At 66.5% G+C, this 23,746-nt stretch carries 21 protein-coding genes and 2 pseudogenes; 9 read left to right on the top strand and 14 right to left on the bottom strand.

The window, feature by feature from the left end; translation table 11 throughout:
* Positions 1-3: 3 nt before the first annotated feature.
* From DXK21_RS03375 to DXK21_RS03335, 9 genes are all read right to left on the bottom strand, one after another.
* On the bottom strand, positions 4-216 hold the full coding sequence (locus DXK21_RS03375; RefSeq protein WP_114816374.1) for a hypothetical protein: 213 nt from the start codon (positions 214-216) through the stop codon (positions 4-6).
* Positions 213-917: a TrbJ/VirB5 family protein gene (locus DXK21_RS03370; protein ID WP_114816373.1), complete on the bottom strand. Its 705-nt coding sequence runs from the start codon at positions 915-917 to the stop codon at positions 213-215. Before DXK21_RS03370 ends, DXK21_RS03375 begins: the two co-directional genes overlap by 4 nt.
* Positions 914-3,289, bottom strand: coding sequence for a VirB4 family type IV secretion/conjugal transfer ATPase (locus tag DXK21_RS03365; protein ID WP_114816372.1), 2,376 nt, complete (start codon positions 3,287-3,289; stop codon positions 914-916). The genes DXK21_RS03370 and DXK21_RS03365 overlap by 4 nt, the downstream gene beginning before the upstream one ends.
* Positions 3,282-3,617 carry a VirB3 family type IV secretion system protein gene (locus DXK21_RS03360; RefSeq protein ID WP_114816371.1) on the bottom strand — a complete coding sequence of 112 codons (336 nt, stop codon included), beginning with the start codon at positions 3,615-3,617 and terminating at the stop codon, positions 3,282-3,284. Before DXK21_RS03360 ends, DXK21_RS03365 begins: the two co-directional genes overlap by 8 nt.
* On the bottom strand, positions 3,610-3,789 hold the full coding sequence (locus DXK21_RS03355) for a hypothetical protein (RefSeq protein ID WP_114816370.1): 180 nt from the start codon (positions 3,787-3,789) through the stop codon (positions 3,610-3,612). Before DXK21_RS03355 ends, DXK21_RS03360 begins: the two co-directional genes overlap by 8 nt.
* Positions 3,789-4,088, bottom strand: coding sequence for a TrbC/VirB2 family type IV secretion system protein (locus DXK21_RS03350; protein ID WP_114816369.1), 300 nt, complete (start codon positions 4,086-4,088; stop codon positions 3,789-3,791). Before DXK21_RS03350 ends, DXK21_RS03355 begins: the two co-directional genes overlap by 1 nt.
* Complete coding sequence (locus DXK21_RS03345; protein ID WP_114816368.1) at positions 4,085-4,723, bottom strand: lytic transglycosylase domain-containing protein; 639 nt, start codon at positions 4,721-4,723, stop codon at positions 4,085-4,087. The genes DXK21_RS03350 and DXK21_RS03345 overlap by 4 nt, the downstream gene beginning before the upstream one ends.
* A 76-nt stretch (positions 4,724-4,799) precedes the next feature.
* On the bottom strand, positions 4,800-5,069 hold the full coding sequence (locus DXK21_RS03340) for a helix-turn-helix domain-containing protein (RefSeq protein WP_114816367.1): 270 nt from the start codon (positions 5,067-5,069) through the stop codon (positions 4,800-4,802).
* 83 nt (positions 5,070-5,152) lie between these two features.
* Positions 5,153-5,635 (bottom strand): helix-turn-helix domain-containing protein, encoded by a 483-nt coding sequence (locus DXK21_RS03335; protein WP_114816366.1) that lies wholly within the window; start codon positions 5,633-5,635, stop codon positions 5,153-5,155.
* Positions 5,636-5,900: 265 nt separating this feature from the next.
* Between DXK21_RS03335 and DXK21_RS03330 the strand changes: the two genes are divergently transcribed.
* The 4 genes and pseudogenes from DXK21_RS03330 to DXK21_RS16850 form a co-directional block, all read left to right on the top strand.
* Positions 5,901-6,497, top strand: a complete 597-nt coding sequence (locus DXK21_RS03330) for a GntR family transcriptional regulator (protein ID WP_114816365.1) — start codon at positions 5,901-5,903, stop codon at positions 6,495-6,497.
* A 90-nt stretch (positions 6,498-6,587) separates the two neighbouring features.
* Complete coding sequence (locus tag DXK21_RS03325; protein ID WP_114816364.1) at positions 6,588-6,821, top strand: hypothetical protein; 234 nt, start codon at positions 6,588-6,590, stop codon at positions 6,819-6,821.
* A 53-nt stretch (positions 6,822-6,874) separates the two neighbouring features.
* On the top strand, positions 6,875-7,498 hold the full coding sequence (locus tag DXK21_RS03320) for a lasso peptide biosynthesis B2 protein (RefSeq protein WP_114816363.1): 624 nt from the start codon (positions 6,875-6,877) through the stop codon (positions 7,496-7,498).
* Positions 7,495-8,979: pseudogene (locus tag DXK21_RS16850) on the top strand (asparagine synthase-related protein); the annotation flags it as partial. The gene DXK21_RS03320 and the pseudogene DXK21_RS16850, both read left to right, overlap by 4 nt.
* A gap of 141 nt (positions 8,980-9,120) precedes the next feature.
* On the opposite strand, the gene DXK21_RS17085 reads toward DXK21_RS16850, so the two are convergent.
* The 4 genes from DXK21_RS17085 to DXK21_RS03295 form a co-directional block, all read right to left on the bottom strand.
* The gene (locus DXK21_RS17085; RefSeq protein WP_114816361.1) at positions 9,121-11,571 is read right to left on the bottom strand and encodes a prolyl oligopeptidase family serine peptidase; all 2,451 of its coding nucleotides are present in this window, start codon (positions 11,569-11,571) and stop codon (positions 9,121-9,123) included.
* Entirely contained in the window at positions 11,571-14,525 is a 2,955-nt protein-coding gene (locus DXK21_RS03305) for a TonB-dependent receptor (RefSeq protein WP_114816360.1), read from the bottom strand. The genes DXK21_RS17085 and DXK21_RS03305 overlap by 1 nt, the downstream gene beginning before the upstream one ends.
* 71 nt (positions 14,526-14,596) lie before the next feature.
* On the bottom strand, positions 14,597-15,592 hold the full coding sequence (locus DXK21_RS03300) for a FecR family protein (protein ID WP_114816359.1): 996 nt from the start codon (positions 15,590-15,592) through the stop codon (positions 14,597-14,599).
* A 10-nt stretch (positions 15,593-15,602) separates the two neighbouring features.
* A complete protein-coding gene (locus tag DXK21_RS03295; protein WP_228184773.1) occupies positions 15,603-16,085 on the bottom strand; it encodes an RNA polymerase sigma factor in 483 nt (160 codons plus the stop codon).
* Between the two features lie 447 nt (positions 16,086-16,532).
* Here DXK21_RS03295 and DXK21_RS16735 point away from each other — a divergent pair, with 447 nt between their 5' ends.
* From DXK21_RS16735 to DXK21_RS03270, 5 genes and pseudogenes are all read left to right on the top strand, one after another.
* Positions 16,533-16,844, top strand: coding sequence for a helix-turn-helix domain-containing protein (locus DXK21_RS16735; protein ID WP_211305959.1), 312 nt, complete (start codon positions 16,533-16,535; stop codon positions 16,842-16,844).
* 73 nt (positions 16,845-16,917) lie between these two features.
* Positions 16,918-17,325 carry a nuclear transport factor 2 family protein gene (locus tag DXK21_RS03285; protein WP_232216215.1) on the top strand — a complete coding sequence of 136 codons (408 nt, stop codon included), beginning with the start codon at positions 16,918-16,920 and terminating at the stop codon, positions 17,323-17,325.
* Positions 17,326-17,643: 318 nt separating this feature from the next.
* A complete protein-coding gene (locus tag DXK21_RS03280) occupies positions 17,644-18,612 on the top strand; it encodes an arsenic resistance protein (RefSeq protein WP_114816357.1) in 969 nt (322 codons plus the stop codon).
* Positions 18,609-19,300: pseudogene (arsH, locus tag DXK21_RS03275) on the top strand (arsenical resistance protein ArsH). Before DXK21_RS03280 ends, arsH begins: the two are co-directional and overlap by 4 nt.
* 251 nt (positions 19,301-19,551) lie before the next feature.
* Complete coding sequence (locus tag DXK21_RS03270) at positions 19,552-21,681, top strand: NAD(+) synthase (RefSeq protein ID WP_114816356.1); 2,130 nt, start codon at positions 19,552-19,554, stop codon at positions 21,679-21,681.
* Between the two features lie 114 nt (positions 21,682-21,795).
* On the opposite strand, the gene DXK21_RS03265 is transcribed toward DXK21_RS03270, so the two are convergent.
* Positions 21,796-23,688 (bottom strand): cytochrome c/FTR1 family iron permease, encoded by a 1,893-nt coding sequence (locus DXK21_RS03265; protein WP_114816355.1) that lies wholly within the window; start codon positions 23,686-23,688, stop codon positions 21,796-21,798.
* Positions 23,689-23,746 lie beyond the last annotated feature (58 nt).

Here is a 23,746-nt window from a genome sequence, read left to right as displayed (position 1 = left end):
CTCCTAGAAACCCTGCCGGTAGGCGGCCATGCGGTCGGCCCGCCGGACCTCGGCGAGACGCGCCTGGGCGGCGTCACAGCCGTGCCGGCGGGCGCCGCGTTCGCAGTCCACGATGGCCGCCTCGAGCGCGGCGCGATCCAGGCGCGGCTCACCCCTGGGCGCTTCCGGCTCGCCGCAACCCGCCAGCAGGCCGAGCAGGACCAGGGCGGCTTTCACTGAAAGGCCTGACGGTAGGCGTCCATGCGGGCCGACCGTTCCGCGGCGATCCGCTCCCGCGCCCGCTGTTCCTCGAGACGGGCTTCGGCGGCCTGGGTCAGGGCCAGGCCCTGCAGCCGGACCTGTTCGTTCTGGATCAGGGCCTGTTCCGCCGCGAGCCGGGCGTTCAGGTCCATCACGGCCCGCGCGTTCGGCGCGGTGTCGAGGGCGCGACGCAGCGTCTCCAGGCCTTCAAGACGATCGGTCGCCGACCGGTCGACGGCCTCGCCGATCGCCAGATCACGGGCGGTCCGCGCGCCTGACCGTTCCAGGGCGTCCGCGGCGGCGGACGGCGCAGCCGGGGTGTAGACGCGGGTCCCGCGGCGGATCGCGTCGGCCCGCTCGGCCAGTTCGCCGAGCGCCGACAGGTCCCCGTCGGCGGCCGACCGCAGGGTGGCCATGTCGGGCAGGGGATTGCGGATCTCGGGGAGGCCCAGCCGTTCAGCGATCGCATTGACGTTGGACAGGTCGTTGAGGCTGGCGAACAACTCCTGGCCCTGCTGGACCTGGGCCTTCAGGCTGTCGAGCTGTTCGATGGCAGTGCGCGCATCCTTGACCATCTGGGCGAAGGACGTTGGGTCGTAAACAACCTGCTGGGCGTGGGCCGGAACAGCGGTCACCGCGGCCAGGGCGACGGCGATCGAAAGGATGGAGCGTCTCATGTCAGTCTCCTCTGGGAATGGAAGGGGCCCCGCCAGTCGGCGTAGTCGTCCCCGGTCTCGGCTCTCAGCCGGTCGAGAAGGGCGACGGTTTCGGATCGTCCGGACAGGACGGCCAGCGCGTCATCCAGCCCCTTGAGGTCAAGCTCCACGACCACGCTGTCGTGACCCTGTTTGACCAGGAAGCGATGAGACTCCGGCGTCAGCTCGTCCCGGATCAGTCGGAACTCCTCGTCGCTCAGGCCGAAGCCTTCGACATAGTCGCGGGCCTGACCGTGGGCGTTCGGCAGGAAGATCTTGGTCGCGCACTGTTCGAGGATGGTGTGGGCGATCGGCGAGCGCAGCGCGTCGGCCGGGGACTGGGTGCCGAAGACCATCAGGGCGTTCTGTTTGCGCCAGGTCTTCAGGCCGTCCTGGGCCAGATCGGTGAAGGCGGCGTCGCCCAGCACCTTCCAGAACTCGTCGATGTCGAGAACAAGCCGGCGCCCGTCCACCCGCTGGGCGATCCGGTGAAAGAGGTAGAGCATCATCGGCGTGCGGACCTCGGGGTGGTCCAGCACATCGGTCATGTCGAAGCCGGCGAAGCGGGCGTCGAGCGACAGGACGTCGTAGTCGCCGTCCAGAGCCCAGCCGAGCGGCCCGCCCCGGACCCAGCGTTCCAGCCGCGCCCCCACGCCGCCCACGTCCGATTGACCGAGCAGGCTGCGCAGGGCCGAAAGCGAGCGTCGCTCGCGCGGGAGGGCCTCAAGCGCAGCGACGGCTTCGTCGATGGCGCGTGCTTCCGGGACCGACAGGGTCTCGTTCGGTCGGGCGACCAGGGTCCGCACCAGTCGGCTCAGGAAGGCGCGATTGGCGGGTGACGGCTCCAATGCCTTGAAGGGCGCGAACCCCGTGGGCACGCCGTCGCGCAGAGCCAGATAGGTGCCGCCGCAGGCCCGAACGAAGATCTCGGCGCCCCGGTCTTTGTCGATGAACAGCTGCTGGGCGTCGAACCGCTCCAGCTGCGCCAGCATGAAGTTCTGGACGACCGTCTTGCCCGACCCGGAGGGGCCGCAGATGAAGGTGTGGCCGAGATCGCCGACGTGGAAGTTGAAGTAGAAAGGGGATCCGGCTGTGGTGCGCAGCGTCGCCACCGCCGATCCCCAGTGATTGCCCTGTGGCTTTCCGATGGGATAGGCGTGGAAAGGCGCGAGAGCGGCGAAGTTGCGGGAGGTGATCGCGGCCGGACGCGTGCGCCGCGCGAAGCCGCCAGGGAACTGGGACCAGAAAGCGGCCTCGAGGCCGAGGTCCTCGCGGGCGACGACCAGGCCGGAGTCAGCCAGATGCGCTCGCGCCTTCGAAAGGTGGTCGGCCAGGGCGGCGGGCGTGTCGCCGTAGACCAGGACGGACGCCTGGTGTTCGCCGAGCACGAACCGGTTGCTGACCAGATCGTCCAGCGCGTCCGAAAGGCCGTCGATCTGGGAAGCGGCGCGGTCACGCGCGGAGACCATCTGGTTCTGCTTGCGCTCCATCACCGATCGCCCGGCCGCCTTGGACAGGAAGGCGAAGGACTGGGTCATGACGAACCCGAAGGAGGCGCTCAGCAGCGGGTTCCACAGTCCGGGCCGGGTCGAGGCCGGATATTCCTTGATGGCGAGAACGCCGGCGTAACGGCCTGCGTCGACGTCCCGAAGCTCCAGGCTTTCGCGTCCGAAGATGACCCTCACCGTATGAACCGCGGATCCGAGATGGCCGTAGACGATGGGGACGCGTCCCGGCCGGCCGGTGAGGACGAGCCGAACCAGCTCCATCGGTTCGGAGCACCAGATGTCTCCGTGTTGGTACAGGCCAAGGCGGCGCGGCGAATAGCGGCCGAGATACTGCTCAAGATCGCGCGCGGCGTCCTCGAGCCGCTTGATCTGTTCGGGGGCGACCTCCGTGTCCTGACGGCGGGCTGTCTGCAGGCGACGCATGAGCGCCGCAGCGCGATCGCCGGGATCACGGCCGGGATGGAGCACCAGGCTGACAAAGAGTTCGTTGACGAACAGCCGCCGGCCTCCGAGCCGCGCTTCGTAGGCCTGGCTCAGATCGCGTGCGAAGTCGGAGCGGAACCCGCCCATGACCTCGGGCTGGACCTCGCGCCGGACGATGTGGTGCCAGACCGCCAACCGATCGTCAGCCAGGTTGCGCCAGGTCTGGTTGAGCTTGACGTGCCAGTCGTTCAGATCGCGCGGGTCGGCGGTCTCGAATGCCGCGCCCTGAAGTTGGAAGGCAACCATCAGCGCCCCGCTATCGAGCGTGACGATGTGGTCCGAGGCGTGGCGCGCATAGGGCAGGCCGGCCAGGGCGTCGCCCTCCCTGCGCAGGCGCGACGGCGAGAGACGGAGCTCAGCCACGGAGCAGCTCCCTTGCGCTGTAACGCCGGACAAGGGGGAGGGGTGTCGCCGAGCTGCCGCCCCACAGGGCGCCGTTGCGGGACCGGCCCTTGGTGTCGACGAAGACCAGCAGAAGCCTGAAGGCGTTGTGGTCCACCTTGCAGATCGCGCGAAAGACCAGATGCAGGGCCGGCGCGATCAGCAGATAGAGCAGGCTGCCGCCGACGAGAAAGGCCAGGCCCGAGATCATGACGTTGACGCCCATGGCCTCCATGGGCACGCCCAGGATCATCGCCGGCCGGGTGCAGGCTAGGAACAGGGGCTCTTCGATCAGTCGTTCCTCAGCCATGGTCCGCCCCGCTCAGGGCCAGGGCGGCTTTCGCCACGGCGAGACCGACCAGACCACCGCCCAGAGCCTGGGCGTAGCGTGCCGGCGAGATCAGACGGACGCCGAGCATCAGCGTCAGCGCAAGCCCGCCGGCGATCCCCGCGACGATCAGACAGGCGTCGGCCCGGGCCATCAGGCGCCGCCCGTGATCAGGCCGACGATCTCGGCGGCGCCGAAGACCACGACGATGCCGAGAATGACGATGGCGGCGCGCCGCAGATCGAACAGGCCGAACATCCACAGGATGCCGACGATGACGACCGCCAGGATGGCCAACAGCCTGGCCGTGTTGCCGGTCAGCATGTCGACGACATTCTGCAGCAGGCCCTCGACATTGGCCTGGGCGAAGGCGGGCTGCACCGACATCAGGGTGGTCGCCAGGGCGATCGCTCCGACCGCGCATTGGCGGCGTCGAATGGGGGACAGGGTCACGGGTTGACGCTCCAGGTCTGGGTCTGTGAGGCGGGGGCGAAGAGGACGACGGCGCTGGCGGTGGCGTGCGCGAACACGTCCCAGGCGGCGGGTGGCGCGACGGGGTCTGGCGCCACCTGATCGGGGAGCGAGCCTGATGCGGCTTCGGTGAGCGGCGGCGCGGAGACGGCCAGGCCCAGGCGCGCCGCGGACGCTTCGACGCGCGCGACATAGCCGTTGCGAAAGCCGCGATCGGGATGACCGGTGTTGTATCGGGACAGGGCCACGCGCAGGGCCTGTTGGCGGTCAAAGGCCGTCGATGCAGGATCGAAGCCGGCGCGCAGCACGGTCCCTGCCGCGGTCAGGTTGCGGCAGGGGTCGAAGGCGTCCTCTACACTCAGACGCAGCCATCCGAGATTGCCGGAGTTGATCTGAGCGAGACCGAGATCGATGTTGGCGCCCGAGGCGATCAGGCGGCGCGCGACCCGTGCCGCTTCCTCGCGGGTCCTGGGCTGACGCACGGCGGCGCCGCGATTGACGCCGATCGCCAGGGGATTGAAGCGGCTCTCCGTATGGGCGATCGCGGCCAGGGTCTGCGGCGAGACCCCGGGTGCGCACTGGGCGGAAAGGGCGAGGACGAGGGCGAGATCGAGCAAGGCAGGGCTCCGTTAAGAGCCGTCAGCAGACCCCATCGGTAGCGCCCAATCGATCCGTCAGGGCGCCACCGCAGACCTACGGGGCGAAGGTGCGCGGCTCGCTTTCGCGGCGGTCGTCTCCGACAAGCCGGGCTACGGCCTGGACGCGGGTTCTGACACCCAGCGTCCTGCAGGCGAGCAGGATATGGTCGTCGACCGTGCGGGAGGAGAGGCTGAGGCGACGTCCGATCTCGCGGGACGGAAGGCCTTGGGCGGCGAGGCGCAGGCAGTCTGACTGCCGTGCAGACAAGCGGGCTGCGAGCGCGAGACGACCTCCACCGGACGATCTGGAAAGCGACTGGGTCATGGGACTCAAGCCAGACCCGGTTTCGAACTTGCGGCAATACCGCAAGGTTCACGCAGCGAACTTACGGTGTGAGACGACCCCGGTCACTCGTCCTCGTCCTTCGAGGGCGTGACCAGCCGTCCGATCCGCTCATCGAGCCAGGCCTTGGCCGCGTCATCACGTCTCACGGCCTGCATCCCGAGGTCCTTCAGGGTGCGGGTGAAGGCGTTGATGATCGAGCGCGTGTCGAGTTCCATGATCGCATCGCCCACGTCCTCGTCGAACTCCTGGGTGACAACCCGCAGCGCGAGCATCGCCTTGTTGTCCGCGCAGCGAACGGCGAACTCGGGGGAGCCGAGCGCCATACAGTCGATGATGGCGTAGGGATCACTGTCCGTGGCCTCGGCGAACCGGTGGATCCGCTCGAGATTGATCTTTCCCTTCCCGGCCTCGAAGTGTTCGTACGACCGCTTGGCCATGCCCATGGCGTCGGCCACTTCGGCGGGCTTCATCCGTCGATGCAGGCGGATCAACCGCAGGGCCGCAGCCAGGATTTCGTTCTGAGAGCGGGGACGATCGCTTTCCATCAGCTCGGCTGCCTCGGGTTGTGGAGGGCAACGCGATTCTCGACGCCGTACTCCCGGTGGTTGAAAAATGCGTCAGTTGAGCATCAAATGGAAGACGGGAAGCTCACGGTGTCCCGAGTCTTGCGGAAAGTGCGCAAAGAACATGCAGTTCTCGAATGGAAACTAAAAAACGCATTGCCGCTACTGGTCAGTTCGCGGCTTTCCGCGCTTCGTACGGTCGCTCCGGAAGCGCGGCTTCGCGCGGGGCGCCGGGAACCGTATCCTGATGCGCGAACGCGATCAGTTCGCGGTCGCCCACAGCGCCCTTGCTGGTTATGCCGCAGCGGGTCGGTTCGGTTGGGGGCGTCCTCTGGTCGCAACCAGTCTTGCGAACGAACTCGGTCTCAGTCCAACGCCTGTACGCGAGGCGCTGGCCCACCTCGCTGGCGAGGGCATTATCGAGCATCGGCCAGGACGAGGCTACTTCGCCCCGAGCCTCACCGCCTCTGATATCATTGGCCTTTACGAGCTTCATCACAAGTTCCTGCGGTGGGGCTCCGAAGAGGGCTTTGCGCCCCAAGCGCCGACGGCGGACCCGCCGACGGATCCGGTCCTGCGGGTCGAGCTCGTGTTCGATCAGCTCGCGCAGCATGGGGGGAACAGCGCCGTCTTCGAAGCCTATCGGCGGGTCTCTGCGCAGCTCAGACCGATCCGCAGGGTTGAAGCGGTCCTGCAGAATACTGGATTGGACATCGCGCTCGAAATTGAACGCCTCCGGTCAGAGGGCGGGAGCGGGGAGTTGGCGGCTGCGCTCTACGAGTATCATGAGGGTCGCTTCGCCCTTTCTTCGGCCCTGGAGAAGGTGATGCGTCAGTCTGTGTGAAGTATATTCCAAATATAGTTTGAAAATACGACGGCGTACGCGCCTCCTGACGGCGTCGGGCAATCCCGCCCGGCATAGGAGGCAATCACCATGCTGAAGAACCTGACGCGTCTGATCTCCCTGGGGTCGGCCGCCCATCACACCCGCGCCGAAGTCGGCGTCGAGAAGCCCGAACTGAATCCGATCCAGTATTACGACGAGGCCGGATCGGGCCTGCTCCGGCTCGGCTCCGCCGCGGACCAGACTCGGGCGGACTCGCCGGACGGCGAGTTCGAGCTGATCCCGGTCCAGCGTTGGACCATGACCGGCGTGCGTTTCCACTGAACGAAGGGACGTCGGCCCGTCAGGGGCCGGCGTCCTCATCAGGGCGATCTCTCATGATGTTTCTGAAGACCGGCGTGCATGCGGCCGTCATCGACACGGCGCTCGTGATCCTGGATCTCGAGGCCGACAACTATTTCTGTCTGCCAAGCGGCGGTGAGACCGTCGTGCGCCGATCTGACGGCGGAGCTGAAGTCCTGGGCGGTTCGACGCGAGACACCCTCCAGGCGGCGGGACTGCTTCAAGCCCAAGCGCCACCGTTGGTGCGAGCGCTACCGGCGAAACCCGCGCGGACCGTTATCCACGACCCCGCCGCCGTATCATGGCGCGATATCCACGCGGGTCTCGCCGCCGCGCTCGCGGTGCGGAAGATCCCGGCCGGGTCCGGGATCACCGCCTATTTCTCTGAACCCCCGCTACGACCTGCGGCCGAGCCGGATGTGCAGCGCGCTGCGACGGCTTTCTGGCGACTGCAGCCCTGGCTCCCGATCGAGGGTGAATGCCTCGTTCGGTCGGCTTTGCTCGTTCAGGCCCTGCATCGGCAGGGTCTCCGGGCCGACTGGGTGTTCGGGGTGAGACTCTTTCCATTCATGGCGCATTGTTGGGTTCAGGTGGGTGACACCTGCCTGAATGATGATGTCGAACGCCTGTCTGCCTACCAGCCCCTGCTGTGCCGATGACGCCCGCTGTCGATGCGCGGGCTTACCTTCTGATCGACAGCAGCCACGCGACGCCAGCCGATCGGGATCGCCTCGATCAAGTCCGCCGGGACCTTCTGGCAGCGGGTTGGCGATCGGCTCTTGTTGTTGACCACATCGAAGTCTTCCTGGGACCCAACGCGACCGTGGCCGTGCGGCAGGTCCATCGCCGCCACATCCAGATCGGAACGTGGCGACCGAGCGACCGATCCTTGTCCTCGATCATTGGCACGAGCCGAACAGCAGGGAGCCTGGGATCGGAGGTCGTCCGATCCGGTTGGGGACGCTATATTCTGGCTTGGCGCGACGACGAAAGCCGTCTCGTTCTTATTCGAGACCCAACCGGCGCCATCGATTGCGTGTGGTGGCGCAGCGGGGGGCTGAGACTGGCGTCCGATCAGCCTCCAGAGGTTGCGGATGCTCTCCTGCCACCGGAGATCGCGATCGATTGGGAGGTATTGGCGACGCTGTCGAACGATCCCGGACTGCTCAGCGACCGACCTCCGCTCCGAGGCCTGAACGTCGTCACGCCCGGAGATATGGTTCTTCTCGGCGACACCATGGAGCGCTATGCCCTCTGGCGTCCGTCCCGCTTTGTCGGGACCGCGTTTGACGACAGCCCTGACGCACTTCGCGCCCTCGTGGATCAGGTGGTGGCCGTCTCTCTCGCACACCATGAGCGCATCCAGGGAGAGATTTCCGGCGGGCTCGATTCGGCCATCGTTTCGGGAAGCGTCGCGGCCGCGGGGCTGGGCCCGCGGGCGCGCTTCGTCAACTATTTCGCTGATTGGAACGAGGGTGATGAACGAGCTTACGCACTGGCGGCGGCCGAGAAATCAGGACTGCGCCTCGAGGCGGCCAGAAAGCCGGTTGCAGCCATCACCGAAGCGCTTCTGCGCCCGCTGGGTGAAGGCATTCGCCCCGCACTGCATGGCGTCGACGTGGCCTATGATCGCGACGTCGCCCGACGCCTGCGGCAGGGGCGCGCCACCGCCCTCGTGACGGGGCAGGGCGGGGACGCAGTCTTCTATCAGGCGCCAGAGCCCCGCATCGTGGTGGACCGCCGGCGCCGCGAAGGGCTGGCCGGGTTCCGCCCGCGCTACTGGGGCGAAATGGCCAGGTGGACCCGCCATTCCGCCTGGACGCTTGCGCGTCTGGCCCTTTGGCCTCCGCCCCGAAAGCCTTCGGCCGCGCCGCTCCATCCGTGGCTGGGGGATGCCGCAGATCTTCCGCCGGGGAAGTATGGACAGGTGCACCGTCTCGCCAACTGCCAGCTTTTCTGGAGCGATTGTCTGCGCGCGAGGGCCGCCGACCTGATCCATCCCCTGCTCAGTCAGCCCGTGATGGAGCATTGCCTCGCGATCCCCGCCGATCGCCTGACGTTGGGTCCGAGAGACCGCGGCCTTGCGCGCAAAGCCTTCGCGGGCCGTTTACCGCCGTCCATCGCCCAGCGTCGTGACAAGGGTGATCTGGGCCGGTTCTACGGACACGTCGTCCAGAGCAGCCTTCCCGACCTGCGTCCCTTTCTGATGGACGGGCTGATGGTCGAGCATCGATTGTTCGATCGGGTGGAGCTCGGTCGGGATCTGGAGCCTGAACGTCTCTTATGGAGTCCCGGCGCCAACCGGCCCTTGCTGCTCGGGGTGCTCGAGGTCTGGGCGCGGCGCTGGACGCAGCGGCTCGAGGCGCGCTGGCGGACCGAGATATCGAGCCAGCCAATCCAGGATGCGCGCGTGTAGGTCCCTCACATTGCCGGGGCTCTCATAGACATGACCCTCGCCATAGTAGGTCACCAAGGCGGCTTCGCGGTTCAGTCGATAGAGTGCGCTGAACAGCGCGCCCATGCGGGCGTTCTCCTGATCGCCCTCAGCGAGAAGGGTAGGGCTTCTCAGACGTTCGACACTGAAGAGAGGGCTCTGGGCGACGTAGTTCTCCGGGGAGGTTGAGAAGGCGCCGAACCGCCCTTGGCCCGTCTCGCCCCATCCGGCCATCTGTCCGACCGGAACGCCCTCGTCCGGGGACACGCGGAAGAAGGGCGGCAGTTCCATCGAGCGCGTCAGCTCCGGATACCCGCTGGTGGCGATCACTGCCTTGAAGCGGTCCGACTGGGTCGCAGCGCGCAGGCTCGAATAGGCGCCGTAACTGTGGCCGGTCACGGCGACCCGGTCCGGATCGATCAGTCCCCGACGGCCGGCTTCGTCAACGATGGCGAAGATGCGCTCAGCGAGATCGTCCATTCGAGGTCCGGACGCTGGGTGCGGCAGATTGGCGATGAGAACGGCATAGCCTGCCCCGGCGATCACCGATGGATTGTTTTGCGGATTCCTGGACCCGGGCAGGATCGTCGCCGGCGGCGCCGACAGAGTTGCACCGGGATAGATCTGCACCACGACAGGCGGGCGCTCTCCAACCGCCATGTTTGGAGGAAGCAGGAGCCAGCTCGTCAGGGACTGACCCTCCGGTCCCAAGTGAGCGACGGGCTCGACGCGACCCCAGTCGATGTCACGCCACGCGGCGTTGACGGTCGTAAGCGTCTGGACCTCACCCAATGTATGAAGGCGTACGGTGGTGACGCCGCGTTCGTCCAGGCCGGTCGTCACGATCCCGGAGGGGAGCGCCGCTAGAGGACGCTCACCCTCAGGAATGGGAGAAACACAGACCGGAGGCGACGGCGCCGCGGTGTGGATACAAGCCCCGTCAATAACCGATCCCTGCCCAAAAAGAACGGGATTGGGGTTCCATTGCGCGGGATTGGCGCCGTCGGACATCTGCCCCAGGTCCACCAGCCGACCCGAAACAGCCTTGGCCCCATCGAGGGCATAGAGCCCGTCGCGGCGCTGAACCATAGTCTGGCCCTCGAAGCGGGCGATCCGTTCACCGGATTCCTTGACCGGGAAGCGGGCGCCGTCATCCCGTCGCCAATGGCGGTTCTGATCAGTTTCGCCGACCTGTATCAGGGGCCGCGTACCGTCCCAGCTCCCCAGAGGGATGGCGACGCCGTCCCAGGTCCTCTGCAGCCAGGGCCGGTCCGTGCCCGTGTCGAGCCTTGTTGCCCGTCCGTCGCGACCGATGAGCCAGTAGCGACCGCCCTCATCAAAGTCCGCCGATACGGAGGGGCGGCCGTAAGCGAGCAGGCGCGAGGAATCCGGGGACCAGGACATCAGATACATGGCGAGGTCCTCGCCCGGCAGCGGATCGGCCACAGCGCCGCTGTCGAGATCAATCACCGCGAGACGCCGGCGACGAATGGGATCCCCGACCAGGAGGGGTCGATCCGGGGTGGGCTGGATGTCCTCGGCGTTGCGAAGGGCGGCGAGACGGCGTCCATCCGGCGACAGCGCCATATCGAACCATTCGCCCTGCGCCAGAACCCGCTGGCTGCCGGTCTGGGCGTTGACGAGGATAAGGCTTGAGGGCAGGGCTTGAGCGCGAGCATCGCGCGTCGCGCCACTGGGGATGTAAACGCCGCTCGAGGCATGACCGGAGGCCGCGTTGCGCCAAAGGCTTTCAATCCTGTCCTGGGTTTGAAACCCGACCCGCATCTGGATTGGGAAATCGTCAAGCGGCCGAGCAATGACGGCGACTTCGGTCTCTGATCTCCAGGCGATGGAGCGCCCGAACTGGCTCTGTTCCGGCGTGATCGAGAGCCACTGAACGGCGCCGCTCGCCAAGGTGAGGATACCCAGTCGGTAGGTGGCCTCGGTGACCTTGACCACCACCATCCGCGCGCCGCTCGGCGAGAAGGGGCCCGCGAGATAACCGACGTCGTGACCCGCCGCTGCAAACCGCCGCGGCGGCGACGTTTTGTCCGCCGCGTGTATCTCCAGTTCGGTCAACAGCGCGTAGGTCATGGTCTGGAAGCGATAGGTCGCAGCCTGGTCGTGGGCGGCCTGTCGCTCCACGACCACCCAGCGGCCATCGGGGCTGGCCCGGACCTGACCGACACCCTCCCGTTTAATCAGATCCTCCACTCCGAACCGATGGGTCTGAGCGGACGCCGGACAGACTCCGGCCAGGCTTGCCGCGAGGGCGAGCATCAACGGAAGCTGTCGCATCACCAGGCCTTGGTCAGCTGCAGCGAGATGAACCGGCCGAGCACGTTCGCGTTGGCCGCGTCGTAGGCGATCCCCTCCGGGGCGTCGTAGAATGGCGGATCGCGGTCAAAGAGATTCTGGACGGTCAGCGACACGGCGGTTCCGTCGAGCAAACCCCCGGCCGGTGCGAAGCGCACCAACACGTCGGCTGTGGACCAGGAGCCGATACGACGACCGGTGAGGTCCGCATAATTCCCCACGTGGTTGAGCGAGGGCGATACCGTCCAGGGGCCGCGGGACCAGCTCGCCGACGCTCGTCCCCGCAGGCCGACCGGGAAGTTGGGGCGATCAAGCTGGGACACCGTCGGTGAGGTTGGTGTTGGCTGGGCGTCGAAACGCTCCAGCCAGGTCAGGTTAACGTCGAGATCGAAGGCGTTGTCCGCGAGATTGAAGCCGTAGCCGGCTGAGAGATCGAGGCCCTCCACCTGAACCTTGGCGGTGTTCACATAACGGGCGTCCACGATGGCCCCGTAGGAGTTCGCGGGGAACAGGTCGCGCAGGTTTGTGGTCGGCAGATCGAGAATGGCCTGGACCGCTACGCGATCGGCGGCGTTGTTCACCGGATCAAGGGTGCGAACAAACGGGGCCAGCGAAGGGTCGGAAAGGGCCGTGAGAATACTTTCGAGCGCGGGTTGACCGATGCGGTTGTCAAAGTCGGTCCGGAAGACGTTTGCGCCCAATCTCAAACCGGGCAACCCAGTCGGCTTGATCTCAAAGCCCGCGGTCCATGTGTCCGCTTCCTCGGGCTCGAGGTTGGGATTGCCGCCGTAGAGGATCATCGACAGAATCTGCAGCGATCCACGCGGTAGAATGGATGGACTGGCGCTCGCCGCGTCGTTCAGTTCGCGCAGGGCAGGGGCCCGGAAGGAGCGACCGTAGTTCGCCCGGAGGAGGAGGCCCTCGGTCGGCTCCCACAGGACGCCGACTTTCGGGCTCGTCGTCTGACCGATGTCACCATAATCTTCGAAGCGCGCCGCCAACGACAGTTCCAGCCGGTGAAGGCCGGCAAGGGCGTTGGTCTCGCCGAACAAGGGGACACGCAACTCCGCAAAGGCAGCGCTGACATCGCGTTCGGTTTGAGTGCGAGCCCCGACGGTCGGAGCCGCGCCCGAGGAGAAGTTGGTGACCTGACGTTCGAAGGTTTCTCTACGGAAGTTCAGCCCCGTTGCGAGCCGAAGCGGCCCTCCGGGCAGCGTCATGACTGTGCCGCCGATCTGGAGATTGGCAGAGAGATTTCCGGTCTGACTTTGGTTTCGGGTGTAGCCGGCGCTGATGAAGTCCAGGATGGTCGCGCTGTTGGACGCGCTGCTGCCGAAGGGGGTGAAAAAGCCGTCGCGCGCCGTGCTGAAGGAGGTGGCGGGGCTGTCCGCAACCGCGCCGAGGGCTTCACGCAGATTCGTCGACTGCAAGGCGCCGTCGGAACCGGTATGGGCCTCTTCGGTGCTGTACGAGACGTAGGACTCCAGCCGCCAGTCGCCAAAAAGGTCAGCCGTCCCGCCCAGACTCGCGCCGAGGGATTCGACTTCGCCGAAGACTTTGGGAGGCGCGATCTCGCCCTGAAAGGAATAGGCGATCGTGTGCGAGCTGGCTCCGGTCGGTGACGCAAAATACGGGTTGGCTCGGGTGACCGTCAGCAGGGTGCTGATCGCCGTCGAGACCGTTTCATACTCGCGCATGCCCCACCGAGCATCGCCACTGATGTCGAAGCGATCGCCGAAAGACTGGCGGGCGGCGGCAAAGGCGCTTTGGCGAGTCTGGCGGGGCAGGATGTTGCTCGTCGCCCTGAAGTTCTCGAGATTGGTCTGCCCGAGGCGGAAGTCGGCCGGGAGCAGGCCCACCCCATTCTGGCCATCGGGGATGCTGTACCGGGGAATGTAACTGCCGGTCGCGGGGTCAAGAACGACGATGTTGCCGGGATTGCTGTAGAAGGAGCGTCGGTCGCTTCCGCCGAGCCAGCGGTGGTCCGCATCGCCGGCTCGCCGACGCTCGGATCCGGCCAGGGCGTCACGGTCGTAGTATTCGTAGGTCAGCATCGCCGAGCCGGTCGACCACTGCCGTCCCAGAACCTGAGCGACCTGATATTCGCCGCTCGCGCCGTCGGAGGTGTTTCCGACCCTCACCCGGGTCTCGGCGCCATCATAGTCGTCTCTGAGGATGATATTCACGACGCCGCCGACAGCGTCGGCGCCGTAAAGGGCGGAGGCTCCGTCCAACAGGATATCGACGCGCTCGACTGCGGCGGTGGGGATTGTCGAGACATCGACGAAGTCGCCTTTGGCCCCCGTACCCGCGAGCCTGCGTCCATTGATGAGGACGAGCGTGGCGTCACTGCCCAGACCGCGTAGGTTGACGCCATTGGCGTATGTCGAGTTCGTACCAGAGCGATCGCCGCCGTTTCCCAGGGCGGCTTCGTTCGCTGTGCCGCCGAAATTCTGCGGCAAGCTCGCGAGCAGTTGGGCCACGGTTGCGCGGCCATTCCGATCCATCTCGTCCCGGGTCACCGTAACGACTGGCGAGGGGCCGTCGGCGACCCCCCGGATGAGGCTTCCCGTGACGACAACATCCTCAATCTCGACAGCCTCATCTGTCGCGTCCGCCCTTGCGTCCGGATCGTAGACAACCAGGGTATTGGGACTCGTGCGCCGCGCGCGCAGGCCCGTGCCCTGCAGTAGCGCAGCCAGCGCCTGATCGGTTCGCAGAGCGCCGCTGACGCCCGGAGACTGACGGCCGGCTACGAGGTCTGTGGAATAGAGGATTTGCTCGCCGCTCTGCGCCGCGAACAGCGGAAGAGTGGTTTCTAGCGGGCCCGCCGGGACCTGGAACTGGACGGCAGGGGATTGCGCTAGGGCGACGACAGGCATTGCCGCCGCGACAGCGAGTGCTCCGAATGCAGACGAACAAAGACCGATACGCATAATAATCCCCCGAAATGAATATCCGCACAGACGCGGTTCGGGGAAGAGACGAAGGGGCGTGGCAAAACCCCTCAGCGCACGCTCGCATTTTTCGCGGGGGCGTCACGAATGACGATCTGACCGGAAGCCGTGCGGTTGGCGACGACCGGATAGAGCTCGGTCAGCGCGGACACGAAGCCCTCCACATCGCCCGTGTTGAAAGCGCCGCTGACAGCGATATCGGCGATGGCGGGCGCATCCAGGACGACCTTGGACGCGGTGTAGCGATTGACCTCGGCCACAGCGGCTTCGACGGTGTCGCCGGCGAAGATGAGGCGGCCGGATGTCCAGCTGGTCTCCGACGCCGCATCCACCGACCGGACGGCTGGACGCGGCGAAGCGGTGACAATCTGCTGGCCCGGGGCGAGGGACCACCGCGGCGTGGCTTGCCCCCGGTCTACGACATCGACCTTGCCTTCGACGAGCGTCACCTGCGCGCCGCCGCCCGCGCGGCGGACGTCAAACCGGGTTCCCACGGCGGTGACTTCGGTCGCGCCGGCGCGAACAACGAAGGGGCGGGCGGGATCGCCCTCCACATCGAAGAAGGCCTGGCCGCTCGCCAGCTCCACAGCACGGCGACTGCCGGTGAGCCTGACGGTGATGCGAGACTCGGTGTCCAGGGTGACCTTTGACCCATCGGCCAGAACGACGATCCGCCGTTCGCCCAGCCCGGTTTCATAGGACAGAGGACGGGCAGACCACAGTGTCACGCCGACAACCACGGCGGCGACGGCCGCCAAGGCGCCGATCGGTATAAGGCCTTTGGCGAGGCGGCCCTGCATTTTGCGCGAGGCGTCGGCGCGTGCGCGGGCCCCTGCAGTCAAGGCGGCGATATCGGCGTCGCCCTTGAGGCTCCCGGCCGCCTCCCACATCGTTTCTATCCGGGCATAGGCTTCAGCGTTCGCAGGAGTGCGGCGCCATTGACTGAAAGCAGTGATGTCCGAAGCCGCCACCCGCTTCTGGTTGAGGGTGGCGAACCACGACGCGGCCTCGCGTCGTCTTACGTCCAGGTCATTATCGGCAGTCATCGTTCGTGCCTTAGACGTCCAGTTGGGCCATGCAGTGCTCGACAGCCTTGGCCATCCGCCGTTCAACCGTAGCCAGGCTGATCCCGTGGGCCAGAGCAATCTCCGGATATGTCATACCGTCAAACCGGCTCAAGACGAAGACGTCCCGATACAGCGGCGGCATGGTCAGGAGAACCTGCTTGAGGTGCAGCCGGTCGACAGGCGCGTCGGCCGCTGTGACCCACATAGGAATCGCTCCCTGCATCGCCCGGTCCCGGAGGGCCATCCGACGCCGTTCATCACGAACGAGGTTAAGGGCCACGCGAAGAAGCAGAGCCTTGGGGTGACGAATGTCTTCGATGAGATAGGGAGCCAGGCGAAGGTAGGTTTCCTGCACCACATCGGCGGCTTCATCGGCGCCCACACGTCCGCGCAGCCGCCTTCCCAACCACCCCGAATAGCGTCGGTAGAGCCCATTCAGGCTCGCCGCAGCGCCCGGATCCATCTCCTTCACATCGCTCAAGGCGACCTCCCGCCGGTTTTCAGGAGGCAGGAATCCGAGAGCGCGCCCGCCATGACCGGCCGCACACAGGGGTGCGCCGCGGTCACCAGCGGACGGACGCCGCGCGTCGAGGCGCGGTCGTAAAGATTGAGCTTCGCACAGGGGATTCCCGGCCCCTGTCGACGCAAGCGCCGACGGCCGACAATGAATCAAAGCGAGTCCCGGTGCAAGGCGGAGGGGTCGGGCGAGGAATCCTCTGCGAAGAGGCCCGCGACTTCAGGGCGAAACGCCGCCTCCGCCACTGACGGACCCCGGCTCAAGTTGCGCCCGTATCTGACGGCGCCCGACGCCGGACTGTGTAAGAGGTCGCCAAAGCAGGAGCAATCAGTCTCTGGCGCTGGCTTCGATCCTGAGGGGCAGCGGGTCCGACGTCGATTCTCCGCAACTTTCTTGCGGAGAATGCGCAACTCCTCTGTGTTGCTCGTGGCTGCTGGTCCGTTCAGCCTTCACCGGTCAATCGCGAGTGAAATCATGGCTCCGAACCTCCAACCGAATGTCGGCTCTCGAGTTTTCGCCTTGAGCCCGCGAGAGCTGGAGTGCCTGTTGTGGGTCAGTCGCGGCAAGAGTTCGGGAGATATCGGCGCCATCCTCGGATTGTCGCCGCGCACGGTCGACAGCTACCTTGAGAAGGTGTGCTCGAAGCTGCGCGTGCGCACCCGGATAGAGGCCGTCGCGGTCGCGGTGGGGGCCGGGGTTATCGAACCGGAGTGACATCGTTGGTCACACGCGATACGCGAGTTTTCCGCTGAGAATCGGATCATGATTGCGCGCCTGAACGGTGATCATGTCGCTTATGCCCGGAGACGTCGTCCAAGCTTTCGCTGGGGAGATCGCATCACGCGATGTGCGTCGCCTCGAATCCTATCTGTCGGAGCAGGTCGCGGCCCAGTTCGACATCGCGGGCGAACTCGTCGGACGCACCGCGCTTCTCGGCTTCTGGCGTCGGCTCTTCCAAAGCTATTCGCTGTTCGAACTTCACATCCTCAAGTCCGTCACCCAGGGCGAGCTGGTCATAGCCGAAAGCCTCTATCTGCTGGCCGCGAACCGTGGCCTCGTCATGAACGTCCGCGCCATCAACGTTTTCGAGGTTGAGAAGGGTGTGATCACTCGGTGGCGCGATCACGCCGATCTGGCCGAGGTGCCTCTGGCTGAGAAGGATCGTTGGCGTCGCCTCAGCGTCGCCCGTTGGTGAGGAGGGGAGGGGGCGGGCCGGGAACTTCTGTGTGAAGCTCGACGTCTTCACCCGTGATCGCCGCCGACGCAGAGCGTCCCCTGGCTCAAGATCAAAGGCTATCCGGTCGAGGCCCGCCGACAGCCATCTTAGTGAGAGTGTGGACCGAAGCCAAACCCTTGAGTGCGGTGCGCGCTCGATCCTACGGGCGTGCGCGGAAGCCGCTCGGGTGCCCGTGAGATCGGGCTAGCGCTCTGAGCCGCGCGGCCGCAGGACGAGGCTTGACAGGTTGGTCCGTCGGCGGCCGTAAGGGGGGGCGGTGCGAGGTCAGGATCCGGGATGAACACGTCTGAACTTCGCGAGGGCCTCGAAGCCCGACAGGTCTGGATCTATTTCGCCGCCGTGATCGTCGCGGCGGCTATCGGGTTGCTGATCCCGGGCACGGCGGTGCTGGAATCAGCGATCAATCCGGCGCTGGCTCTGATGCTGTTCGTCACCTTCCTGCAGGTGCCGGTCGCGGCGCTCGGCCGGGCGCTTCAGGAATTGCGGTTCGTGGGCGCCTTGCTGGCCGTGAACTTCATCGCCGTGCCTCTGCTGGTCCTGGGCCTGGTGCAGTTCCTGCCGGCCGATCCCCTGATCCGTCTCGGCGTGCTGATGGTGCTGCTTTGTCCCTGCATCGACTATGTCGTGACCTTCGCTCATCTGGGTCGTGCGGACGCCCGGTTGCTCCTGGCCTCGACACCGGTGCTGCTGATCGCCCAGATGGCGCTCTTGCCTATCTATCTGCGTCTGTTCCTCGGCGCCGAGGCGGCGGCCTATGTGCAGCCAGGTCCGTTCATCCACGCCTTCGTCTGGCTGATCGCCATCCCGTTCGTTCTGGCGGCGCTGGTCCAGCCCTGGGCGGCCCGCAGCAAAATGGGCGAGCGAGTCTCGTCTGGTCTCGGCCTGGCGCCGGTGCCGGCCACGGCCTTGGTGCTCTTCATCGTCGTCGCCGCGGTCATGCCGCAACTCGGACAGACCCTCGACCGGACCCTGAGTGTCGTGCCGGTCTATGTCGCCTTCGCCGTGCTGGCCCCACTCATCGGATGGGCCGGCTCGCGGCTCGCACGGCTGACGCCGGAAGCCGGCCGCGCCGTCGCCTTCAGCGCCGGAACCCGCAACTCGCTCGTGGTCCTGCCGCTGGCCCTCGTCGTGCCCGGCGCCATCCCCCTAGTCCCGGCCATCATCGTCACCCAGACCCTGATCGAGCTTTTGGCGGAGTTGGTCTACATCCGCTGCATCCCGAGGCTGGGACGTCGGTCAATCTGAACAGGGCGCAGCGAAAGGTTGAAGCTCGATCGGCCGCGACGAAGACGCCCCGGATCCTGCTCTTGTACGGATCGCTGCGCGAACGGTCCTACTCACGGCTCGTCGAGGACGCAGCTTGCCTGCTGCAGCGAATGGCGTGCGAGACCCGTATCTTCGACCCGTCCGACCTGCCCCTGCCGGGCGCGCCCGGCGATGACGACCGCACGGCGGTGCGCGAGCTGCGCGAGCATGCCTTCTGGTCAGAGGGCATGGTCTGGTGCAGTCCGGAACGGCACGGCCAGGTCTCCGGCGTGATGAAGTTGCAGATCGATCACCTGCCGTTGAGCCTCGGCGGCATGCGTCCGACCCAAGGCCGGACGCTCGCAGTCAAGCAGGTGTCGGGCGGGTCTCAGAGCTTCAACGCGGTGAACACCCTGCGCCTCCTTGGCCGCTGGATGCGGATGGTCTCCATCCCCAACCCGTCGAGCGTGGCCAAGGCTTTCCAGGAGTTCGACGAGGCCGGCCGGATGAGCCCTCGGCCGACTATGAGCGGATCGTCGATGTGATGGAGGAACTGGTGCGCTTCACCATCCTCACCCGTCCGCACCCGGCCCGGCTGGTGGACCGCTATTCCGAGCGCAAGGCGGCCGGGACACCCGTCGACGCCGCCTCCAATCTCTCGGGGATCGCCATCGCGCGACAGGCCTGACCTTGCCCCGAAACGCGCAAGGACGTCTCGCATTCGCCTACCTTGCTACGGGCCCTGGCCCGATGGCCGCGCTGCGCCGCATTGTGGCTTGGCGGGCTTCGTGCTGGCCGTAACGCGCCAGAAGTGGCGAAAGACTATGCTCCGCCTGAAGTCCTCACATTGACGAACCTCCAAGCCGCTGCCGCGCTATTCAAGGGGCCGGGCGCTCGTCCGGCCGAACAAGTAGTCCCGAAACAGAATAGGAGCAGGACGTGCCCCGCACCGCAGCCGATTTCCTGTCGATTTACCAGCAAGGCTTCGTGAGGGTGGCTGCGTGCCGTCCCGTCTGCAGGATCGCGGATCCGGCGTTCAACCTGGAGCAGACACTACGGCTCGCCCGTGAGGGAAACGAGGCCGGGCTCGCGCTGATGGTTTTCCCAGAGCTCGGCCTGTCGGGGTATTCCATCGACGACCTGTTGCTGCAGCGGGCGTTGCTCGACGAGGTCGAGCGGCAACTAGTGAATCTCGTAACCGAAAGTCGCGATCTCTTCCCGGTCATACTGGTTGGTGCGCCCCTCCGCCGTGAGGGACGACTCTACAACTGCGCGGTGGCTATCCACCGGGGGCGAGTCCTTGGCGTGGTGCCGAAGGGCCACCTCCCCAACTATCGCGAGTTCTATGAAAAGCGATGGTTCGCCTCCGGGCGGGATGTGGTCGGCGAAATTACGATTGGAGGCGAACCGGCTCCATTCGGAATGGATTTGCTGTTCCAGGCCGACGACGTCGATGGCCTGATCTTTCATGTGGAAATTTGCGAGGATGTCTGGGCGCCAGCGCCGCCCAGCGACTTCGCCGCGCTCGCCGGCGCGCTGATTCTGACGAACCTGTCGGCAAGCAATATCGTGGTGGGAAAGGCGGACACGCGGCGAAGACTTTGCGAGCTGCAGTCTGGCCGCTGTTGGGCGGCCTACATCTACTCCGCCGCCGGCTATGGAGAATCGACGACCGACCTGGCCTGGGACGGACAGGCCTGCATCTACGAGCTGGGGGCGCAGCTCGCGGAGACCGAGCGCTTCAGCCTGGAGTCCCAGATGGCCGTCGCGGACATAGACGTCGAACGGCTGCAGCTGGAACGTATGCGGACCGGCACGTTTAACGAAGCCGCGATCGCCAACGGGATGCCCGACCGGCGCTTTCGCCGGGTGACCTTCCATCTCGTTCCGCCAGTTCGCAACCTCGGCCTGCAACGATGCATCGACCGTTTTCCCTTTGTGCCCGATGATCCCTCCCATCTCGACCAGGACTGCTACGAGGCGTTCAACATTCAGGTGAGCGGGCTGGCCAAGAGGCTTGAGGCGACCGGGACAGCCAAGATCTGCATCGGCGTGTCCGGAGGGCTGGATTCAGCTCACGCCTTGATCGTCGCGGCCAAGGTCTTCGATCTGCTTGGCCGTCCGCGCACGGACATTCTCGGGTTCACAATGCCCGGCTTCGGCACGAGCGCGAGGACCAAGTCTAACGCCTACGCCTTGATGAACGGGCTCGGCGTGACCGTCGAGGAAATCGACATCAAGCCGCTCGCCCAGCAGATGCTGCAGGACTTGCGCCATCCGTTCGCCAGGGGCGAACCGGTGTACGACACGACGTTCGAGAATGTGCAGGCCGGGCTCCGGACAGACCTCCTGTTCAGGGCCGCCAACCAGCGGAACGGCATGGTGCTCGGCACGGGCAACATGTCCGAGCTTGCGCTTGGTTGGTGCACCTACGGCGTTGGCGACCAGATGAGCCACTACAACGTGAACGGCTCGCTCCCGAAGACCCTCATTCAACACCTCGTCCGTTGGACGGCGGCGAACCGCCTGTTCGACCCCGCGGTGTCCGATGTCCTGCTCGACATTCTGGCGACAACCATTTCGCCGGAGCTCATCCCGCAGACGGCCGAGGGGGAGTCGCAGAGCACCGAAGGCAAGATTGGCCCCTACGAGCTCCACGACTTCTGGATCTACTATCTCACCCGGTTCGGGCTGCGGCCCTCCAAGATCGCCTTCCTGGCCTTGCACGCCTGGCGGGACACCGCCGCCGGGCACTGGCCGCCGGGCTTTCCGGACGAGCAAAAGCGGGCCTACCCCATCGGGGCTATTCGCAGCTGGCTGGAGGTGTTCCTGCAGCGCTTTTTCGCCAATCAGTTCAAGCGCTCGGCCCTGCCGAACGGGCCCAAGGTCACAACAGGCGGTTCATTGTCGCCGCGCGGCGACTGGCGCATGCCTTCGGACGCTCATGGCCAGGTCTGGATCGACGAGCTGCATCGCAACGTGCCGGAGGTTCTTGATCCCGCAAGCGACGACATTCCAACGAAAGAGCCCAAGGCGTCGCCTGTCGGAGGCAAACCCATCGTCCGATAAGTCCGTCGCCCGGCTGCGAACTCCGGGGTCGGAGGGGCGGTTCAGGAACCGGAAGCCGGCGCCTGCCCATCCGGCCCCCGGCGGGGCGGAAGATTAGCTGAAGGGCTGGCGGCCCTAGCCGTTCTCCGCCGGCCGCGCGCTCTTCGGCGGCGGGAGCCGGGAGAAGCCGATCACGAGGATGACGATCGTCAGCAGCTGAACGGCGACGCCTTCGACCGTCGGGTAGAGGCCGAGGATTTCGATGCGGGGGATCCAGGCCAGCGGATGGACGTCGAGCCACCCCGCCTCCTGCAGCGCCGCCACCCCCTTCCCGACGAGGACAACCGACAGGATGGCCATGAGAATCGAGCTCAGGGAGAAGAACCGGCCGATTGGCAGGCGCTTGCTGTAGGCCAGCAGGGCCCATGCCACCACGGCCAGGATGACCACCGCCGTGAGGGCGCCGGCCAGCATGCCGAGGTGGCCGCCCTGGCTCCAGATCGCCGCATAGAACAGGATGGTCTCGAACACCTCCCGGTAGACCACCACGAAGGACAGCAGGAACAGGAACCAGGCCGACCGTTTCGACAGCGCATGGGAGAGCTTGTCGCGGATATAGGTCTGCCAGGCGTCGGCGTGCGACTTACCGTGCATCCAGATGCCCACCGAGACGAGCACGACGGCGGCCAGAAGCGAACCGAACCCTTCGGTCAGTTCCCGGCTGGCGCCGCTGATGGAGATGAAGAAGGTCGCGGCCGCCCAGGTAGCCCCGCCGGCGACCAGCGCGGCGACCCAGCCGCCGTGGACGTAGCGCAGCACCTCGGGCCGTTCGGCCTTCCTGAGGAAGGCGATCATCGCCACCACGATGAGCAGGGCCTCTAGGCCTTCGCGCAGCAGGATGGTGAAGGCGCCGAGGAAGCTGGCGAGATTGTCCGCCTCCTGGGGCGCGAGGGCCCGCTCGGCCGTGTCCAGCAGGGCGTTCGCACGAGCGACCCGACCGGCGACCTCCTGGGCGGGCGCACCCCGGCTGATAGAGACGCGCAGCTCGGTCATGGCGGTCTCGACCCGGCGCAGCAGGGCGCTGTCCCGGGCGCCGAGGGCCGGCTCGATCGGCTCGACGCCGTCGAGGTAGGCGGACAGCGCCGCGTCGGTGGCGGCCTTGCGATCGCCCCGTCGATAGGCGGCCTCGCTCTCCGCCAGGCGCGTCCGCGCCAGGGTCAGCGTCGATCCGGCCGGGCGCGCCGCGGCCTCGGGATGACGTCGCAGATAGGCGGTCAGGGCCCGCGCCCGGGGTTCGCCGAGGCGGGTGGCCAGCTCGGCCGGCGTGGTCTGGGTGAGGGCGGCCAGGTCGGGAAAGGCCGCGCGGACCGCCGGATCGCCGTCCCACAGGCGCTTGCCCTCGGCGGCTTCGGCGTCGGTGAAGGCGAAGCGGCCGACATAGAAGGCCAGCGCCCAGCGGTCCTCGGCCGGCAGGTGCGAGAAGCTGGCCATCGCCGTGCCCTCCAGCCCCTGGTCGATCACCTGATACAGCCCGAAGACGCTGCGCTGGCGCGCGCGCTCCACGTCGGCGAAGGCGATCGCCGGCGGATCGAGCCCTTCGGCGCCGGGGCCGTCGGCGCGCCCGGTCACGCCGTGGCAGACCGCGCACTGCTCGGCGTAGAGGGCGGCGCCGCGGGCCAGGTCGGGCGGGAACGAGGGCGCCAGCGGGCTCGGATAGGCCGTCAGCACCGCGCCGGCCAGGGCCTTGGCCCGGGCGCCGACGACGGCCGGATCCGCCTTGTCCCGGATGGCCGCCTGCAGGCCCTCTGCCTCGCGCATCAGGGCGGCCTTGGCCGGGTTGGCCGGCAGGGCGTCCAGACGCGTCCGGATCTGGGTGCTGAACTCGATCATCTCGCCGTATTCGGCCGGATTGACGACCTCGCCGTCGGCCACTGCGCCGGCGTAGTCGACCGCCACATAATCCAGCAGCCGCCAGGCGACCTGGGCCTCCGAGGCGGACGGCGCCTGGGCGAGGGCCGGGGCGGCCAACCCTAGGTAGTGTGGACAAAGTGGATTCCCAAATCACCAGATGACTGATTCAAGGCTG

This window comes from Brevundimonas bullata (assembly GCF_003350205.1).
Taxonomy (GTDB): Bacteria; Pseudomonadota; Alphaproteobacteria; order Caulobacterales; family Caulobacteraceae; genus Brevundimonas; species Brevundimonas bullata.
The sequence above is the reverse complement of the archived record's forward strand: the minus strand, read 5'-3'. Positions and strand labels throughout refer to the sequence as shown.

Bases quoted from the DNA above. Each gene is read 5' to 3' on its own strand.
- DXK21_RS03370 (WP_114816373.1), bottom strand. From the start codon at position 917: ATGAGACGCTCCATCCTTTCGATCGCCGTCGCCCTGGCCGCGGTGACC.
- DXK21_RS03360 (WP_114816371.1), bottom strand. From the start codon at position 3,617: ATGGCTGAGGAACGACTGATCGAAGAGCCCCTGTTCCTAGCCTGCACC.
- DXK21_RS03355 (WP_114816370.1), bottom strand. From the start codon at position 3,789: ATGGCCCGGGCCGACGCCTGTCTGATCGTCGCGGGGATCGCCGGCGGG.
- DXK21_RS03340 (WP_114816367.1), bottom strand. From the start codon at position 5,069: ATGACCCAGTCGCTTTCCAGATCGTCCGGTGGAGGTCGTCTCGCGCTC.
- DXK21_RS03335 (WP_114816366.1), bottom strand. From the start codon at position 5,635: ATGGAAAGCGATCGTCCCCGCTCTCAGAACGAAATCCTGGCTGCGGCC.
- DXK21_RS03330 (WP_114816365.1), top strand. From the start codon at position 5,901: ATGCGCGAACGCGATCAGTTCGCGGTCGCCCACAGCGCCCTTGCTGGT.
- DXK21_RS03325 (WP_114816364.1), top strand. From the start codon at position 6,588: ATGCTGAAGAACCTGACGCGTCTGATCTCCCTGGGGTCGGCCGCCCAT.
- DXK21_RS03320 (WP_114816363.1), top strand. From the start codon at position 6,875: ATGATGTTTCTGAAGACCGGCGTGCATGCGGCCGTCATCGACACGGCG.
- DXK21_RS17085 (WP_114816361.1), bottom strand. From the start codon at position 11,571: ATGCGACAGCTTCCGTTGATGCTCGCCCTCGCGGCAAGCCTGGCCGGA.
- DXK21_RS03305 (WP_114816360.1), bottom strand. From the start codon at position 14,525: ATGCGTATCGGTCTTTGTTCGTCTGCATTCGGAGCACTCGCTGTCGCG.
- DXK21_RS03300 (WP_114816359.1), bottom strand. From the start codon at position 15,592: ATGACTGCCGATAATGACCTGGACGTAAGACGACGCGAGGCCGCGTCG.
- DXK21_RS16735 (WP_211305959.1), top strand. From the start codon at position 16,533: ATGCGCAACTCCTCTGTGTTGCTCGTGGCTGCTGGTCCGTTCAGCCTT.
- DXK21_RS03285 (WP_232216215.1), top strand. From the start codon at position 16,918: ATGTCGCTTATGCCCGGAGACGTCGTCCAAGCTTTCGCTGGGGAGATC.
- DXK21_RS03280 (WP_114816357.1), top strand. From the start codon at position 17,644: ATGAACACGTCTGAACTTCGCGAGGGCCTCGAAGCCCGACAGGTCTGG.